We start from the raw sequence: 16248 nt of genomic DNA, 5'->3' as shown, positions 1-16248 counted from the left end.
AAGCCAGGGGAAATGGGGGGCCTTGCCCCCCGATTGTTGTCGACTCAGCGGATGGGCGGCGCGTACATCAGGCCACCCTTGTTCCAGAGCGCGTTGATACCGCGATCGATCTTGAGGGGGGAGCCGGCACCGACGTTGCGATCGAAGGATTCGCCGTAGTTGCCGACCTGTTTGACGATGTTGTAGGCCCACTTGTCATCGAGCCCCAGCACCGAGCCCTTGGGCTCTTCCAGCCCCAGCAGACGGCGGATATCCGGGTTGGTGGACTTGAGCATCTCATCCACGTTGGCACTGGTGACCCCGGCTTCCTCGGCGTTGAGCATGGCGTTCAGACTCCAGCGCACCACCTTGAACCACTGATCGTCCCCCTGGCGCACGGCAGGCCCCAGTGGCTCCTTGGAGATCACCTCAGGCAGCACCATGGCCTCCGCCGGCTTGGTGAGCTTGATCTTGAGGGCATAGAGCTGGGACTGATCCGAGGTCAGCACGTCGCAGCGCCCCGCCTCGAACCCCTTGACGGTCTGATCCGAGGTATCGAACACCACAGGGGTATATTTCATGCCACCATTGGCGCGGAAATAGTCCGCCAGGTTGAGCTCTGTGGTGGTACCGGACTGGATGCAGACGGCGGCGCCGTCGAGCTCCTTGGCGCTCTTGACCCCGAGGGACTGCTTGACCAGGAAGCCCTGGCCATCGTAGTAGTTCACCCCGGCAAAGGTCAGACCCAGCGACCCGTCCCGGGTCAGGGTCCAGGTGGTGTTGCGCGACAACAGATCCACCTCGCCGGACTGCAGGGCGGTGAACCGCTCCTTGGCGGTGAGGGAGACATACTTGACCTTGCCGGCATCCCCCAGCACGGCCGCAGCCACGGCCCGGCACACGTCCACGTCCAGACCGGTCCAGGTGCCCTTGGCATCCGGATTGGAGAAGCCAGGCAGGCCATCGCCCACCCCGCACTGCACGAATCCCTTCTTCTTGACCGCATCCAGTGTGCCGTCGGCCCACGCATTGGCTGCCACCAGCGACAGCACCATTACCATACCTGCCTTGTGTATCTGCTTCATCTCACTCTTCCCTGTGGTTTGATTCAAATAGGCATCAAAACCTGGCAAGATGCCTTCATTTACCTGCTTTTTCGCAGCTTATCGAGCGACTCAAAAACCTGTCAATCGGTGCAAACCGGCCCAAATCTGGTGCAACAGCACAAAATAGGCAAGCGGGTCGATATGCACTCTTAGAATCAAAAATAGACCCTTATTTGCAAAATGGCCTGCTGTTAAAAGCCTCCTCGAGTGTGAGGATTATTTTTCGCAAAAAAATCGGACGCACCGGAATGGGGCGGAAAATTCCGCTGACAACGCACTCATCAAGCGAATTATTTTGCCAACAGGGCCCACTATTGGGAGGGATGAACCAAGATAGGGCAGCCTGGAGAGAGGACATGAAAACGTGGGGGCGAGGGTGGCACAAGCCGGGAGGGAGGCCGGAGCCACATTGCCACATTTGGCGTGCGCCCCCGGGTCGGGAGGGATCAACCGCCGCGGGGGCCGTCTTCGATCTCGGTGATGACGCCGTTCTCGACGGTGACGAATTGCATGAACTCGCTCTTGCCGAAGTTGTAGGTCCAGCGTTCGGCATACTTGACCGTCATCCGCGCTCCGAAGCCGTTCTCCTCGTAGCGGGTGAGATCCTCCTTGAGCAGGGGCTGACCACAGCGGATCAAGAGCTCGGCCGTGGTGTCACCCTCGGTCAGCAAGGCGCTCTTGCAGCGCAGGGTGCCGGCATGCACGGGCAAGACCGCCACCAGCAGCAACCACAGAATAGGTTTCATTTTGCACTCCATTTGAACAGGATCGAACCCAGCGCGATACACGCCAGGGCAAACAGCATGACCTGGCTCAGACTCCCCGCCACCGCCTGCCACCCCGCCCCTTCCAGCATCACGGCGCGGGCCGCCTCGATGATCTGGCTCAGGGGAAGACGGGCCCCCACGGCCTGCAACCAGGGGGGAGAGCCCTCCAGCGAGAACCAGACGCCGGACAAGAACATCATGGGCAAGCTGATGAGATTGAGCAAACCGCTCGCCAGCTCCTCGTTCTGGATCCGGGCGGCGATGAGCAGGCCGAGGGAGGCCATGGCCGTCCCGCCGACCAGGGCGATCAGCAGCAGCAACCAGCCAGACCCGAGCAGGGGCACATCCAGCAGCCAATAGGCCACCAGAAAGACCAGCAGGCTCACGACCAGCGTAATCATCACTCGCGACAGCAACTGGGCGCAGAGAAACTCGGCGGCCGAGAGCGGCGTGGCGCCAAGCCGTTTGAGCACTCCGTTCTTGCGATAGCGCACGATGACGAAGCCGACGCCGAACAGACCGGAGAACATCAGGTTCATGCCGATGACCCCGGGCAGCAACCAGTCGCCGTAGCGGATGGCTCTGCCCCTCAGGGCCTCCCTGTGCAGCGGCAGGGACACCGCCTGGCGCAGCAGGTATTCGGCCATGGCCCCCTGGGGAGCATCCGGGTTGATCCAGTAGCGCCCCTCCCCCGGCGAAATCAGCAGGTCCAGCTGATGGTGGCGCACCTTGAGCCGCCCCTTCTCCGCCTCGTCATAGGGGATGATCCTGAGCAGCGGGACATCGTGCAGGGGAGCGTAGGTGGCGGGCAGAGCCCCCACTACCCCTATCTGCACCAGGGGCTTGGGGGGACCCGAGAAGATGAGGGAGAAGCCGATCACCAGCAAGAGCGGGAAGACCAGGTTCCACACCAGGGCGGCCCGATCGCGCACGAATTCGAGGGTTCTGGCGTAAAAGAGCGCGCCGATGCGCTTCATGGCTCCCGTCATCTTCTGCTCCTCGCACCTGGCACCCGTTGGACAATCACCTGGCACACACCTCTTCCCTCACAGCAAATGCGCCCCTTCATGCGCCGCTCCGCAGGCTATGGCCGGTCAGGTGCAGGAAGAGATCCTCCAGATTGGGGGAACGCACCTGCATGCCGGTGAGCGGCACGCCGAGGCTCAGCAGCCGCGGCAGCAAGGCCGCCACGTCGGGGCAGCTCAGCTCCACCTGATCGCCCGCCGGGCGCAGGGGGTAACCAAGCCCGACCAGGGCCGGGTGATCCGCCAGGCGCACCAGCACGCCGTCGAAGTGGTGGGCCAGCAGGGCCCCCGGGGTATCCAGGCTCAGCAGGTGGCCGTGATCGACGATGGCAATCTGATCGCACAGCTGCTGCGCTTCATCCATGTAGTGGGTGGTGAGCACCACCGTCTTGCCCTGGGCCTTGATCGCCTCGATACGCTCCCAGAAATGGTGGCGGGCCTGGGGATCCAGCCCCGTCGTGGGTTCATCCAGAAACAGCAGTTCGGGGTCGCCGAGCAGGGCCAGGGCCAGCAGCAGGCGCTGACGCTGACCACCGGAGAGCTTGCGACTGTCCCTGTCGATGAACTCGCCCAAGGCGCACAGCTCGATGAGCAGCTCCCGCGGCAGAGGATTGGGGTAGAGACTGGCGAACAGGCGCAGGGTATCCCGTACCGTCAGAAAGTCCTGCAGCGCCGTGTGCTGGAACTGGATGCCGATGCGAGAGCGGTAATCGGGGCCCTGCGGCGCGCCGTGAAACAGGATCTCGCCGCTGTCCGGTGAGAGGATCCCCTCCAGCAACTCTATGCAGGTGGTCTTGCCCGCCCCGTTCGGACCGAGCAGGCCGAAACAGCAGCCGGCAGAAATGGCGAAGCTGAGCCCGTCCACCGCCCTGACGCCGGGGAAGTGCTTGACGAGATCGACGACCTCGATGATGGCTGCCATGGCGTCTCTCCTCGCGCGGCCGGATGGCGACGCTCTGACTATATCCAAATCCCCCGCGCAGACACAAAGCCCATTGCGGAGAGGGCGAAGAAGCGCACAAAAACAAACGGCGACCCTGGGGTCGCCGTTTTCATCTCATCAGCCGGATCACAGGATGTCCAGCAGTTCCACTTCGAACACCAGAGCGGAGTACGGCGGGATGGAGCCGGCGCCACGGGCACCGTATGCCAGATCCTGCGGAATGTAGAGCTTCCACTTGGAGCCAACCGGCATCAGCTGCAGGGCTTCTACCCAGCCGGCGATGACGCCAGTCACCGGGAACTCGGCCGGCTGGCCGCGGGCGACGGAGCTGTCGAACACGCCACCGTGGGTGAAGGTACCGTGGTAGTGCACGCGCACGGACTGACCGGCCACCGGCACGGCGCCGTTGCCTTCAACCATGACTTCGTACTGCAGACCGGAGTCGGTCACGTTCACTTCGGCGCGCTTGGCGTTGTCGGCCAGGAAGGCTTCGCCTTCGGCGGCAGCGGCCTTGGCGGCAGCTTCCTGCTCTTCCTGCATGCGGGCGGTGATGACCTGGAAGGCATCGTTGATATCGTCACGGCTGACCGCGAACTCCAGACCGTTCAGGGCATCTGCCAGACCTTGTTGCAGGGCCGGGATATCCAGACCGGCGAAGGCTTGCTGCGCCAGTTGATCACCCATGTTGCGGCCGATGCCGTAGCTGGCCTTCTGTTCGATAGAGTCGTATTGGGACATTGAGAGATTGCTCCGGGTCCTGATGGTAAAAGAGACGGGATGATAACAGACTTTTGGGCGCCGTGCTGCGGGCGGCAGCCCTGATTTGCCCGCCCGTGGGAGAGAGTTCACACAAGCGGGCAACAGGCTGGCGACATTTTGCTTAGGTGCTTTCTTCAAGCCCGGTCAATCAGGGCCCACACCGCGGCCACCTTGGCGCCATCCGTGATATTCACGCGGCCGTCGTCCGAGGTACCCATATTGACGCCGCCGGGGGAGACACCATGCCCCCGTCTCGTCAGGCCTGATCCAGCAACGCCCGCACCGCGGCCACCTTGGCACCATCCGTGATATTCACGCGGCCGTCGTCCGAGGTGCCCATGTTGACGCCATGTGGCACCATGCCGCCACGCCAGCCCATACCGGACATGTGTACCTCGCTCACCCCGGTGAACTCGATGATGGTGCGCACGTTGTCGGCATTGACCCCGGCCCCCGGCATCAGGCTGGCGCGGCCCGCCAGCGACTGCTGCATGGCCTGCAGGGTCTCGAGCCCTGCCAGCGCGGTCGGCGCATGGCCTGAGCTCAGGATGCGCTCGCAACCTGCGGTCACGATCACCTCCAGATCGGCACGCCAGTCGGAGCAGAGATCGATGGCGCGGTGGAAGGTGACCCCGAGCGGCCCTGCCGCCTCCACCAGCTGGCGGAGCCTGGCGGCGGGCACCCGCCCCTCTTCGTCCAGCAGGCCGACCACCACCCCCTGCAGGCCGGCGGCGCGGGCGGCGGCGATGTCCTGCAGCATGATCTCGAACTCGTCGTCGCCAAAGCAGAAATCCCCGGCTCGGGGACGGATCATGGCATAGACGGGCACAGTGGCATGGCGTGCCACCTGCTGCATGAAGCCGTAGGAGGGGGTCAGGCCGCCGAGTCCCAGGGCAGAGCAGAGCTCGATGCGATCGGCGCCGGCCTCCTGAGCGGTAAACAGGGACTCCAGGTTGTCGATACAGATTTCAAGACGGGTCATGATGACTCCTTGATTCGGGGAGATCAGACCCGCGGTCCGATCTCACAGATTGAGCAGGGCGGCCCCACGCACACCGCCGGCCCCGCCAAAGCGGGCCTCGCGGATCTCGGGCAGGGCGACGCCGGGAAGCAGATGGCCGGGCAGGCGTTTGGGCAGCTCTTCATACAGGGCTGGCAGGGCGCTAAGCCCCCCCCCCAGCACCACCACGTCCGGATCGATCACCGAGATGGCGGTGGCGATGCCGGCTGCCAGGATCTCCAGCCAGCAGTCGATGGTCGAGAGCGCCGCAGGCTCCCGGGCCTCGGCACGCTCGACGATCTGGTGACCGCTGGCGCGCTCCCCGCGAAAGTGGTGATAGAGCCGCTCCAGGCCGGTGCCCGAGGCGTAGGTCTCGAAACAGACCAGACGGCCGCAGCCGCAACGGGGACGGGGTAGGTCGGGGTATTTCATCAGGATGGTGGCCGGCAACGGGTAGTGGCCAATCTCGCCGGCCAGCCAGTTGCGCCCCTGGATGAGGCGCCCCGCCAGATAGACGGCGCCGCCTATCCCGGTACCGATAGTGACGCCCAGCGCACTGTCGGCCCCCTCGGCCGCTCCCTGGTGTACTTCGGACCAGAGGAAGCAGTTGGCATCGTTGTCCACCCTGACCGGACGACCCAGCAGCTCGGCCAGATCCGCCCCCAGGTGACGACCGTGAATGGCGGGTAGGTTCGCCGCCACTATGCTTCCGTCGAGACGATTGAGGATGCCGGGAAACCCGATCCCCACGGCCCCCTTCACGCCAAAACGCACGTCGGCCGCCTCGACTCGCTCACGGATCGCCTGTTGGAGCGCCTGATAGTCGTTGCCCGGCGTACTCATGCGCTCCTCATGGCAGAGAGCCAGGGCGCCGTCGTACACCGAGAACACGATCTTGGTGCCACCGATATCAAATCCGTAATACATGCCACACTCCCTTGCCGGTGGACCCGTCCACCTCAGTCTGTCCAGATGGGGCACATTGTATTAATTCGCAAAAAAAATAAAGTGACCTGGGGCGAAAAACGGGAGAGAAATCAAAGCAAGCGGAACATTTGTCGTTGCTGGCAAGGTTGGCCAAGGCTGGTCAGGGTACGCTCCTGACCGTCGAACACGAAGCCGCGGCGCAGGTAGAATCCCTCGCCGATGTGATTGCCGTCGAGCAGCCAGAGCCTGACGCACTCGCAGCCGGCCCGGCGCATCTGCACCGCCACCGCCTGCCACAACCGCTTGCCATGGCCCTGACGCCAGTGATCCGGGTGAAGATAGAGCGCCCGAATGCGCGCCGTCATCAGTCCCTCTTCCTCGGACGTTTGCCAGTAGAGCAGGCCGATGACCACCTCGTCCCGGCAGATCAGCATGGGGATGGGGCCGGCCTCGGCGAGCCGCTGGCGCCAGATGTGAAGATGATCGGTGACGGCGAGCTGGGCCAGCATGTCGCTGCCGAGCACGCCGCCATAGGCCGCCAGCCAGCTGGCCCGCTGCATCACCGTCATGGCGGCGGCGTCGGCAGCCCGGGCCAGGCGCAGCGTTATGCCTTGCACTGGGGTACCAGCCCTGCGGCTCTCGCCTGCTGATACAGGGGCTGCACCTCGCCCTGCTGGGCCTGCAACTCCGCGATCCGGCTCTGGTCGCTGGGGTGGGTGGAGAGCAGCTGGGGCGGGGCCTTGCCCCCGGAGGCGGCGCTCATGTTCTGCCACAGGGGAATGGCCTCGGCCGGGTTGAAACCGGCGCGCGCCATCAGCTCGAGACCGAGCCTGTCCGCCTCGCTCTCCTGGGTCCGGCCATAGGGCAGGGCGATCCCCACCTGGACCCCGAGACCCAGGGCCGCCATGGTGGCCGCCCCCCCGAGGCTGCTACTGCTGCCGATGGCCGCATCGGCCACCGCCAGCCCGAGGCCGGTCAGCTGGTCGCGGGAGAGACGCTCGTTGGAGTGCTGGGCCAGCACGTGGGTCAGCTCGTGACCGATGACGGTGGCGAGCTGGTCCTGATTCCTGGCCACCTTGAGCAGGCCGCTGTAGACGCCGATCTTGCCGCCGGGCAGGGCGAAGGCGTTGACCTCCTTGGAGTCGAACACCACCACCTCCCAGCTGGTGATGCCATAGCTGGCGGGCACCTGGGCGGTCACCGCCCTGGCCACGCAGGAGACATAGGCATTCATCCTGGCATCCTTGCTCACCTTCTCCTGCTGCTTCATCTGCTCGAAGGAGTCGGCCCCCAGCTGGCTCATCTGCTGGGGGGAGAAGAGCAGCATCTGGCTGCGGCCGGTCGGCGACTGGGCACAACCGGCCAGCAGGGAACTGCACAGGGCTGTCAGGGCGAAGAGGGACAGGGAGGAGGCGCGCATGAAAAGGTCCTTAACCATGAAGTTGCCCTATTTTCGGAAATGCCGTCGCCCGGTGCAAGCCAGCAACCGCGCCCTGCGACCAAAAAGATCCCAGGGCGCCAAAATAAAAACGAGCCCGCTTGGGGCTCGTTTTTGCTGCTGGGACATGAGTGATTACATGATGCCCAGTTTCTTCAGGTCGGCCTGCACCACCTTGGCCGGTACCGGCACATAGCCATCCTTCGCCACTATGCTCTGGCCCGCCTTGGAGAGCATCATCTTCACGAATTCCTGCTCCATCGGGGAGAGCGGCTTGTTCGGGTGCTTGTTCACGTAGACGTACAGGAAGCGGGAGAGCGGGTACTTGCCGGTGATGGCGTTGTCCGAGGTCGCCTCGATAAAGGTCTTGCCATCCTTGGAGAGCGGCACGGCGCGCACGCCGGAGGTGACGTAACCGATGCCGGAGTAGCCGATGCCGTTCAGGGAGGAGGAGACGGACTGCACCACGGAGGCAGAGCCCGGCTGTTCGTTCACGCCGCTCTTGAAGTCACCGTTGCACAGGGCGTGCTCCTTGAAGTAACCGTAGGTGCCGGACACGGAGTTGCGACCGAACAGCTGCAGATCCTTGCCGGACCAGCTGCCATCCAGACCCAGATCGGACCATTTGGTGGCTGCCTTGGGTTCGCCGCACTTGAGGGTGCTGGAGAAGATGGCGTCGATTTGCGACATGGTCAGACCCTTGATGGGGTTGTCCTTGTTGACGAACACCGCCAGGGCATCGACCGCGACGCGGATGGCGGTCGGCTTGTAGCCGTAGCGCTTCTCGAAGGCTTCCTCTTCACCGGCCTTCATGGCACGGCTCATGGGGCCAAACTGGGCGACGCCTTCGGTCAGGGCAGTGGGCGCGGTAGAGGAACCGGCGGCCTGGATCTGCACGTTGACGTTGGGGTACATGCGCTTAAATTCTTCGGCCCACAGGGTCATCATGTTGGCCAGGGTGTCCGAGCCGACAGAGGACAGGTTGCCCGAGATGCCGCTGGTCGGTGCGTATTCCGGCAGATCCTTGTCGACACCGTAGGCCAGTGCGCTGACAGAAAACAGGGTTGCAGCGGTGAATCCGATGACACCAGCCAGTTTGTTGAGTTTCATCCAATCTCTCCAAGTCCAAGGTTGCAGAAGGCAATCGTCAGTATGACGTCGATACATGGTTCAAACCCGATCACCCTCTCCACAGTTACAGAAGGTCCGTTCTTGAAACGGCGCCAGTATCTGACCTGGCAGTGACAAATTTATGGATTTAATGTGACACTTTAATGACATGAGCAAGGTTTTGCACAAATGCAAGGAGGGCTGCGAACGCAGCCCTCCTTTCGTTGCTAACCCATTGCTGTGAAAGGCTATTTAATCACCACCATGCGGGCGGGAATGAGGAAGCTGAAGCGGCTGCCCGCTCCGACACGGCTCTCTATCTCCAGCTGGGCGTCGTGATGGCTCAGGGCATGCTTGACGATGGCAAGGCCGAGCCCGGACCCCCCGGTGTGACGCGAGCGTGCCTTGTCCACCCGGTAGAAGCGCTCGGTGAGACGCGACAGGTGCTCGGGGGCAATCCCCTCCCCTTCGTCCAGCACCACGAAGAGCGCCATCTGCCCCTGCTTGCGCCACTCCACGGTGATCTTGCGTCCCGCCGGGGTGTAGTGAATGGCGTTGTAGACCAGGTTGGAGACGGCGCTGCGCAGCTGATCCTGATCCCCGCGCACGAACAGGTTCGACTGCACGTTGAACACGATCTCGTGGCCCCGCTCGCCGGAGAGCGCGCGCGCCTCCTGCTCCAGCAGCCCCAGCATGGCGGGCATGTCCACCAGGTGGGAGAGATCCACCGTGGGGGCGGCTTCGATGCGTGACAGGGTAAGCAGCTGGTTGACCAGGTTATCCATGCGTATGGTCTGCTCCATCATCACCCTGTGCGCCTTGGCCCACATGGCGGGCGGCGGCGGCTCCTCGGTCATCTCCAGGTAGCCCTTGAGCACGGTGAGGGGGGTGCGCAGCTCGTGGGAGACGTTGGAAACAAAATGCTTGCGGGTCTTCTCCAGGCTGCGCAGCCGGGTCACGTCCCGCACCACCAGCATGGCCTGATCCTCGGCATAGGGCATGATGCGAAACTCGAGGAACTTCTCCTCGTTGATGGGGGACGCCATCTCGAACGGTTCGTCGTACTGCCCCTTGCCGAGGTAGGCGGCAAAGGCCGGGTGACGGATGAGGTTGCCGATGTGCTGGCCGGCGTCCTCCGGCCAGCGAAAGCCGAGCAGTTGCTCCGCCAGCCGGTTGCACCAGAGGATGCTGCCGTCGGTGCGAAACACCACGGCGGCGTCGGGCAGCGCCTCTGCCCCCTCCCGGAAACGACGGATAAGACCCGCCAGCTCCCGGCGACGGGCACGGTGGCGCTGCTGCAACTTGTAGATGCCGTTGAAGATGTATTCCCAGCTACCGCTGCCATGGGGGGGGACCAGGCTGCGATCGTGCCACAGCCAGTCCGACAGCCGCTTCTGGAAGCGATAGTGCCAGCCCAGATGGAGCACGGTCGCCACCAGCAGGCAGAGCGCGAGATGATCGATTAACCAACCTACCAAGACGAAAGGGGCGTAGAAGAACGCCATTCGCCACAACTGTCGCCGCCAGGCGTAAGGTTGCAACATTCAGGTCTCCTAGAGACGGCAAAGAGCAGGGAGCTGCGCCAGCAGGCGCGTCCGGCATGGGGTCCCTAGAGGCGGGTCGAGAAGCGGTAACCGGCCCCGCGCACCGTCTGGATCAGCCTGTCGTGCCCCGTCTCCTCGATGGCCTTGCGCAGGCGGCGGATATGCACGTCCACGGTTCTGTCCTCGACGTACACATTGGTCCCCCAGACGTTGTTGAGCAGCTGCTCGCGGCTGTAGACCCGCTCCGGGTGAGTCATGAAGAAATGTAGCAGCTTGAACTCGGTCGGCCCCATGTCCAGCGCCTTCTCCTCGGCGCTGACCCGGTGGGACACCGGATCCAGCTTGAGCCCCTGCACCTCGATCACCTCGTCCACCGAGGTGGGAGAGACACGGCGCATCACCGCATGCAGGCGGGCGGTCAGCTCCTTGGGGGAGAACGGCTTGGTGATGTAGTCGTCGGCACCCGCCTCCAGGCCGCGGACCTTGTCCTCTTCCTCACCGCGGGCGGTCAGCATCACCACCGGGATCTGGCGGGTCATCTCATCCTGCTTGAGCTGCTTGATGAACTGGATGCCGCTGCCACCGGGCATCATCCAGTCCAGCACGATGAGTTCGGGGTAAGGCTCGCGCACCTTTGCCAGTCCATCGGCGTAGTCTTCCGCCTCTACTGTTTCATATCCCTTCTGCTCGAGCACGAAGCAGAGCATTTCGCGGATCGGTGCCTCGTCCTCGACCACCAGAATTCGCTTAGCCATATCCCTTCTCTCTCCTCTGTGAAGATGGGTGCGCCAATTATTAGAACTTTCTGTGACACTTTTATGACTTTATGACGGGCGGGATGATAAACGTTTTCAGATTCAGTTGGCAGCAGTGCGTTGCAACAGATCCCAGCGGTTGCCGCTGATGTCCTCGAACACCACTACGGTGCCGTAAGGCTCGCACCTGGGTTCTTCACAGAAATGAACGCCGTATTCCCGCATGCGTTCGTAGTCCCCCCAAAAGTCATCGGTCTCGAGGAAGAGGAAGACCCGGCCGCTTCCCTGTCGGCCGATGGCGGCCCGTTGCTCCGGGGTGGCGGCCCGCGCCAGCAACAGGGCGGAACCGGGGGCCCCCCTGGGGGCAACCCGCACCCAGCGCTTGCCCGGCTTGCCCGGTTCGTCGAGCAGAGTGTCTTCCAGCAGCGCGAAGCCCATCCCCCGGGTAAAGAAGGCGATGGCCTCGTCATAATCGGCCACCAGCAGGGTCAGGGCGCCAAGATGTTGTGCCATGGGAAGTGCCTCCACAGATGAATGAACGGGGCGCATCATAGCGGGCGCGTCTCTCTGGCTCCAGCGATCCGGGACCATGGCGAGCAGATCCTGCCGCCGGGCAGGCTCGCTCGCCCTTGCTCAGCCCTGCCCGAGCCAGTCGCGCAGCACCGCATCCCGGTCACCGTCCAGGGCCGGCGAGGCGCGCCCGTAGCGCACCGGGGTGGCCGACAGATGGAGCGGGTTGGCCAGGGTCGGCAAGGTCTGCTCACCGCGCTGCACCTGCTGCACCCAGCCGCGCACCGCCCCCTGCTCGAGGGCGAACAGGGCATCCAGGGTGAGGATGGGGCCGCCCGGGACGCCGGCCGCCTCCAGCATGGCACTCCACTCGGCGCTGGTGCGCGCCAGCAACCGCTCGGCAATCAGGGCGTTGAGCCGGTGGCGCTGGCGCACCCGGGCAGCGTTGGTGGCAAAGTCGGGATCCTGCGCCCACTCGGGGGCCCCCAGCAGGGCCGCCAGGGCGGCAAACTGGCCGTCGTTGCCCACCGCGAGGATGAGGTGGCCATCGCTGGTGGGATAAACGTCGTAGGGGACGATATTGGGGTGGCCGTTGCCAAGGCGCCCGGGGGCCTGCCCGGTGGCGAGATAGTTCATCGCCTGGTTGGCCAGCACCGCCACCGACACGTCGAGCAGGGCCAGATCGATCTGCTGCCCCTCCCCGGTTCGCTCCCGGTGACGCAGGGCCGCCTGGATACCGATGGTGGCGTAGAGGCCGGTGAGGATGTCGACGAGCGCCACCCCCACCTTGACCGGCCCGCCGCCGGGCACCCCGTCGGGTTGACCCGTGATGCTCATCAATCCGCCCAGCCCCTGGATCAGCAGATCGTAACCGGGTCGCTGGGCCCAGGGCCCGTCCTGGCCAAAGCCGGTGATGGAGCAGTAGATGAGCTCTGGGCGGCGGGCCTTGAGGCTAGGGTAATCGAGGCCAAAGCGCGCGAGCCCCCCCACCTTGAAGTTCTCGATCACCACGTCGGCACGGTCCACCAATGCCAGCAGGGTGTCTCTGTCGCGCGCCAGATCCAGGGCGATGGAGCGTTTGCCCCGGTTGGCGGCGTGAAAGTAGGCCGCCTCCCCCGCCACCAGCTCGGGCGGGCCCCAATGGCGGGTGTCGTCACCGCGCCCGGGGGCCTCCACCTTGACCACGTCGGCGCCGAGATCGGCAAGCAGCTGGCTGGCCCAGGGGCCGGCCAGCACGCGGCTGAGATCCAGCACGCGCACACCGGCGAGCGGCCCCATCACTCGAACGCCTGCAGGTCGGTCTGGGCACGCCCCAGGATCAGGGCGTGGATGTCGTGAGTCCCCTCGTAGGTATTGACCGCCTCCAGGTTCATCAGGTGGCGGATGACGTGAAACTCGTCGCTGATGCCGTTGCCGCCGTGCATGTCGCGGGCGATGCGGGCTATCTCCAGCGCCTTGCCACAGCTGTTGCGCTTGATGAGGGACACCAGCTCCACCGGGCAGCGCCCCTTGTCCATCAGGCGCCCGGTGCGCAGGCAGCCCTGCAGGCCGAGGGCAATCTCGGTCTGCATGTTGGCGAGCTTGAGCTGGAACAGCTGGGTGGCGGCCAAGGGGCGACCGAACTGCTGGCGATCCAGCCCGTACTGGCGGGCGGCGTGCCAGCAGAACTCGGCGGCGCCGAGCGCCCCCCAGGCGATGCCGTAACGCGCCTTGTTCAGGCAGCCGAACGGCCCCTTGAGGCCGCTCACCCCGGCCAGCCGGTTGGCCTCGGGCACGAAGACCCGATCCATCACGATCTCGCCGGTGATGGAGGCGCGCAGGGAGAACTTGCCCTCGATCTTGGGGGCAGAGAGTCCGGCCATCCCCTGCTCCAGCACGAAGCCGGTGATCTCGCCATCGAGCTTGGCCCACACCACGAAGAGATCGGCGATGGGGGAGTTGGTGATCCACATCTTGTTGCCGGTGAGCAGATAACCGCCCTCGACCCGCTCGGCGCGGCTCTTCATGGAACCAGGATCCGAGCCCGCGTCCGGTTCGGTGAGGCCAAAGCAGCCCACCAGCTCGCCCCGGGCCAGCCCCGGCAGCCAGCGCTGGCGCTGGGCCTCGTCGCCGTAGGCAAAAATCGGATGCATCACCAGGGACGATTGCACACTCATGGCCGAACGGTAGCCGCTGTCGACCCGCTCCACCTCCCGGGCGATGAGACCATAGGCCACGTGATTGACCCCGGCGCAGCCATACTGCTCCGGCAAGGTGGCGCCGAGCAGCCCCAGCTCCCCCAGCTCGTTCATGATGGTGCGGTCAAACTGCTCGCGGCGGTTGGCCTCCAGCACCCTCGGCATCAGGCGGGACTGACAGTAGTCGCGGGCGGCGTCGCGGATGAGCCGCTCCTCGTCGCTCAGTTGGTCATCCAGAAAAAAGGGGTCTTGCCAATCGAAGGGGGTACGCGTCATAAGGCACTCCATGCCATGTGAAAGAATCAAACCGTAACAAACGGGTCTCTTGCAGACCCTGCCTGACCAAGGAAGCGGGTGGACAACACCTGTGTCACGCCTCCCCTCGCAACGCCCGATAGAGGGTGGTGCGGCTGATGCCGAGGCGGCGCGCCGCCTCGCTCACGTTGCCGCCGCACTCCGCCAGGGTCTGCTGCACCCGCTGGCGGCTCTGGGCCCGCAAGGTGGTGCCCTCGCCCGAAGGGGCCGGCACGGCGGTCGCCTCCGGCAGATGGAGGTGGGCGAGTTCAATCCAGCCCTCTCCCTCCGCCAGCACGCAGGCCACCTCCAGCGCCTGCTTGAGCTGGCGCACGTTGCCGGGCAGGGGGTGGGTCAGCAGCTGCTGCTCGGCCTCCCGGGTCAGCTGCAGCGCCGGATCCATCTCGGCCAGCAGGCGCAGGATCAGTGCCCGCCGATCTTGTGCCGGCCAGGCCCGCAATGGGGCCAGCTGCTGGCGCCAGCCGCAGATGCGATAGTAGAGATCCTCCCGGAAGGTGCCGGCCGCCACCATGGCCGCCAGATCCCGATGGCTCGCCGACACCAGCCAGAAATCCACCGGCTCGGGGCGCGTGCTGCCAACCGGGGTGACGACGCGCTCCTGCAACACCCGCAGCAACCGGGTCTGGGCCGAGAGTGGCAGCTCGCCAATCTCGTCCAGCATCAGGATGCCGCCGTGAGCGGCGCGCAGGTATCCCTGACTGCCCTGGCTGCGGGCACCGCTGAAGGCCCCGCCCACATAACCGAACAGCTCCGCCTCCACCAGATCCGCCGGCAGGGCGCCGCAGTTGACGCACACCAGGGGTTTATCGTGGCGACTTGAGCGGCGATGGAGATCGCGCACCAGATGCTCCTTGCCGCTGCCGGTCTCCCCCTCGATGAGCAGGGAGATGCCGCGCTCCAGCATCTTGAGGGGCACCTGCCCGGGCGCCTTCACCTCCCTGGCGTCATCCTGCCTGCGGGGCCGGGGGGAGGCAGGCTCCGGCACCAGCCGCAGGGCGCGCCCCTCTCGCAGCCACTGCTTGCCGTCGAAGGGGTGCTGGCCGAGCCAGAGCCGGCCGGCCCTGTTGGCCCCGAGCAGCTCACCGGCCTCCCCCAGCAGCAGGCGGGCGGACCAGAAACTCTGGGGATCGAGATCCACCAGCCAGCCCGGCTGGCTCGTCAGCAGCGCGTTCTCCAGGGTCATGGCCAGGAGGCGCACCGTGCCCAGCATGTCGCCGTCGTGGTGGGCCGCATCGGTGGAGATGTCGAGCACCCCGAGCAGGCGGCCGTCCGGCCCAAGCAGCGGGCAGGCGCTGCAACTGAGAAAACTGTGCTGGGCGAAGAAGTGCTGGGTGCCGAGCACCTGCACCTCCCCCTGTTCGGCCAGTGCAGTGCCGATGGCGTTGGTGCCCTTGCTTGCCTCTCCCCAGCGGGCGCCGCTGCGCAAAAAGACCCGCTCGGCGTGACGGGCGAAGCCGTCGTCACCGCTGGCGGCCAGGATGGCCCCCTCGCCGTCGCACAGCAGCAGGCGGCAGGGGCGGCCCGCCAGCAGCTGCTCGAAGAGGGGCAGCACGAAGCGCTGGAAGCTGGCGATAAGCAGCCTGTGCTCCTCCTGGCGGGCCGACAGCTCCCCCTGGGGCAGCAGATCCAGCTCGGCGCTCTGCTGGCGGTGCAGCCCCTGATGCAGGCAGCGCTGCCAGGAACGCTGGATCGGGCTGGAACCAGATTGGGGGAACTCGCTCATCACGCCTCCTGTTCACAAAGGGCACAGTGTCACGACCCCTGTCCAGAAACGGCACACTCCTGTGGTCGTCGCCGGGGTCACTGGTTAATCAAGATACGCCGCCGCACCCCGTTTGATAACGTTTTTGTAACTTTTGTGATGCTGGTCAGACCCTCTGGCACGCCCCTTGC

At 65.0% G+C, this 16248-nt stretch carries 16 protein-coding genes; all 16 read right to left on the bottom strand.

Annotation, left to right across the window (positions count from 1 at the left end; all coding sequences use genetic code 11):
* Window positions 1-44: 44 nt before the first annotated feature.
* A complete protein-coding gene (locus BN1136_RS17515) occupies window positions 45-1064 on the bottom strand; it encodes an amino acid ABC transporter substrate-binding protein (protein ID WP_043758859.1) in 1020 nt (339 codons plus the stop codon).
* 467 nt (window positions 1065-1531) lie between these two features.
* Complete coding sequence (locus BN1136_RS17510) at window positions 1532-1831, bottom strand: DUF2845 domain-containing protein (protein ID WP_081843642.1); 300 nt, start codon at window positions 1829-1831, stop codon at window positions 1532-1534.
* A complete protein-coding gene (locus tag BN1136_RS17505) occupies window positions 1828-2841 on the bottom strand; it encodes an ABC transporter permease (protein ID WP_043758856.1) in 1014 nt (337 codons plus the stop codon). The genes BN1136_RS17510 and BN1136_RS17505 overlap by 4 nt, the downstream gene beginning before the upstream one ends.
* A 76-nt stretch (window positions 2842-2917) precedes the next feature.
* Window positions 2918-3799 carry an ABC transporter ATP-binding protein gene (locus BN1136_RS17500; RefSeq protein ID WP_043758855.1) on the bottom strand — a complete coding sequence of 294 codons (882 nt, stop codon included), beginning with the start codon at window positions 3797-3799 and terminating at the stop codon, window positions 2918-2920.
* 147 nt (window positions 3800-3946) lie between these two features.
* The gene (locus BN1136_RS17495; RefSeq protein ID WP_043758853.1) at window positions 3947-4558 is read right to left on the bottom strand and encodes a BamJ family beta-barrel-assembly machinery protein; all 612 of its coding nucleotides are present in this window, start codon (window positions 4556-4558) and stop codon (window positions 3947-3949) included.
* 277 nt (window positions 4559-4835) lie between these two features.
* Window positions 4836-5561 (bottom strand): copper homeostasis protein CutC, encoded by a 726-nt coding sequence (locus BN1136_RS17490; RefSeq protein ID WP_043758851.1) that lies wholly within the window; start codon window positions 5559-5561, stop codon window positions 4836-4838.
* A gap of 42 nt (window positions 5562-5603) precedes the next feature.
* The gene (locus BN1136_RS17485) at window positions 5604-6506 is read right to left on the bottom strand and encodes an ROK family protein (RefSeq protein WP_043758850.1); all 903 of its coding nucleotides are present in this window, start codon (window positions 6504-6506) and stop codon (window positions 5604-5606) included.
* A 110-nt stretch (window positions 6507-6616) separates the two neighbouring features.
* Complete coding sequence (locus tag BN1136_RS17480) at window positions 6617-7123, bottom strand: GNAT family N-acetyltransferase (protein ID WP_043758848.1); 507 nt, start codon at window positions 7121-7123, stop codon at window positions 6617-6619.
* The gene (locus BN1136_RS17475; RefSeq protein WP_152552597.1) at window positions 7111-7926 is read right to left on the bottom strand and encodes a M48 family metallopeptidase; all 816 of its coding nucleotides are present in this window, start codon (window positions 7924-7926) and stop codon (window positions 7111-7113) included. The genes BN1136_RS17480 and BN1136_RS17475 overlap by 13 nt, the downstream gene beginning before the upstream one ends.
* Before the next feature lie 153 nt (window positions 7927-8079).
* A complete protein-coding gene (locus BN1136_RS17470) occupies window positions 8080-9054 on the bottom strand; it encodes a PstS family phosphate ABC transporter substrate-binding protein (protein WP_043758844.1) in 975 nt (324 codons plus the stop codon).
* A gap of 248 nt (window positions 9055-9302) precedes the next feature.
* Window positions 9303-10598 (bottom strand): phosphate regulon sensor histidine kinase PhoR, encoded by a 1296-nt coding sequence (gene phoR / locus BN1136_RS17465; protein WP_043758841.1) that lies wholly within the window; start codon window positions 10596-10598, stop codon window positions 9303-9305.
* 65 nt (window positions 10599-10663) lie between these two features.
* Entirely contained in the window at window positions 10664-11353 is a 690-nt protein-coding gene (gene phoB / locus BN1136_RS17460; protein ID WP_043758840.1) for a phosphate regulon transcriptional regulator PhoB, read from the bottom strand.
* A gap of 102 nt (window positions 11354-11455) precedes the next feature.
* Window positions 11456-11866 carry a VOC family protein gene (locus tag BN1136_RS17455; RefSeq protein ID WP_043758837.1) on the bottom strand — a complete coding sequence of 137 codons (411 nt, stop codon included), beginning with the start codon at window positions 11864-11866 and terminating at the stop codon, window positions 11456-11458.
* Window positions 11867-11986: 120 nt separating this feature from the next.
* Window positions 11987-13141 (bottom strand): CaiB/BaiF CoA transferase family protein, encoded by a 1155-nt coding sequence (locus BN1136_RS17450; RefSeq protein ID WP_043758836.1) that lies wholly within the window; start codon window positions 13139-13141, stop codon window positions 11987-11989.
* Entirely contained in the window at window positions 13141-14316 is a 1176-nt protein-coding gene (locus BN1136_RS17445) for an acyl-CoA dehydrogenase (protein ID WP_043758834.1), read from the bottom strand. Before BN1136_RS17445 ends, BN1136_RS17450 begins: the two co-directional genes overlap by 1 nt.
* A gap of 94 nt (window positions 14317-14410) precedes the next feature.
* A complete protein-coding gene (locus BN1136_RS17440; RefSeq protein WP_043808992.1) occupies window positions 14411-16078 on the bottom strand; it encodes a sigma-54-dependent Fis family transcriptional regulator in 1668 nt (555 codons plus the stop codon).
* Between the last annotated feature and the right edge of the window lie 170 nt (window positions 16079-16248).

The sequence above is a fragment of the Aeromonas taiwanensis genome, assembly GCF_000820165.1.
In the GTDB taxonomy this organism is placed as follows: Bacteria; Pseudomonadota; Gammaproteobacteria; order Enterobacterales; family Aeromonadaceae; genus Aeromonas; species Aeromonas taiwanensis.
Note: the sequence above shows the minus strand (reverse complement) of the source record. Positions and strands in the feature narration are given on the sequence as shown.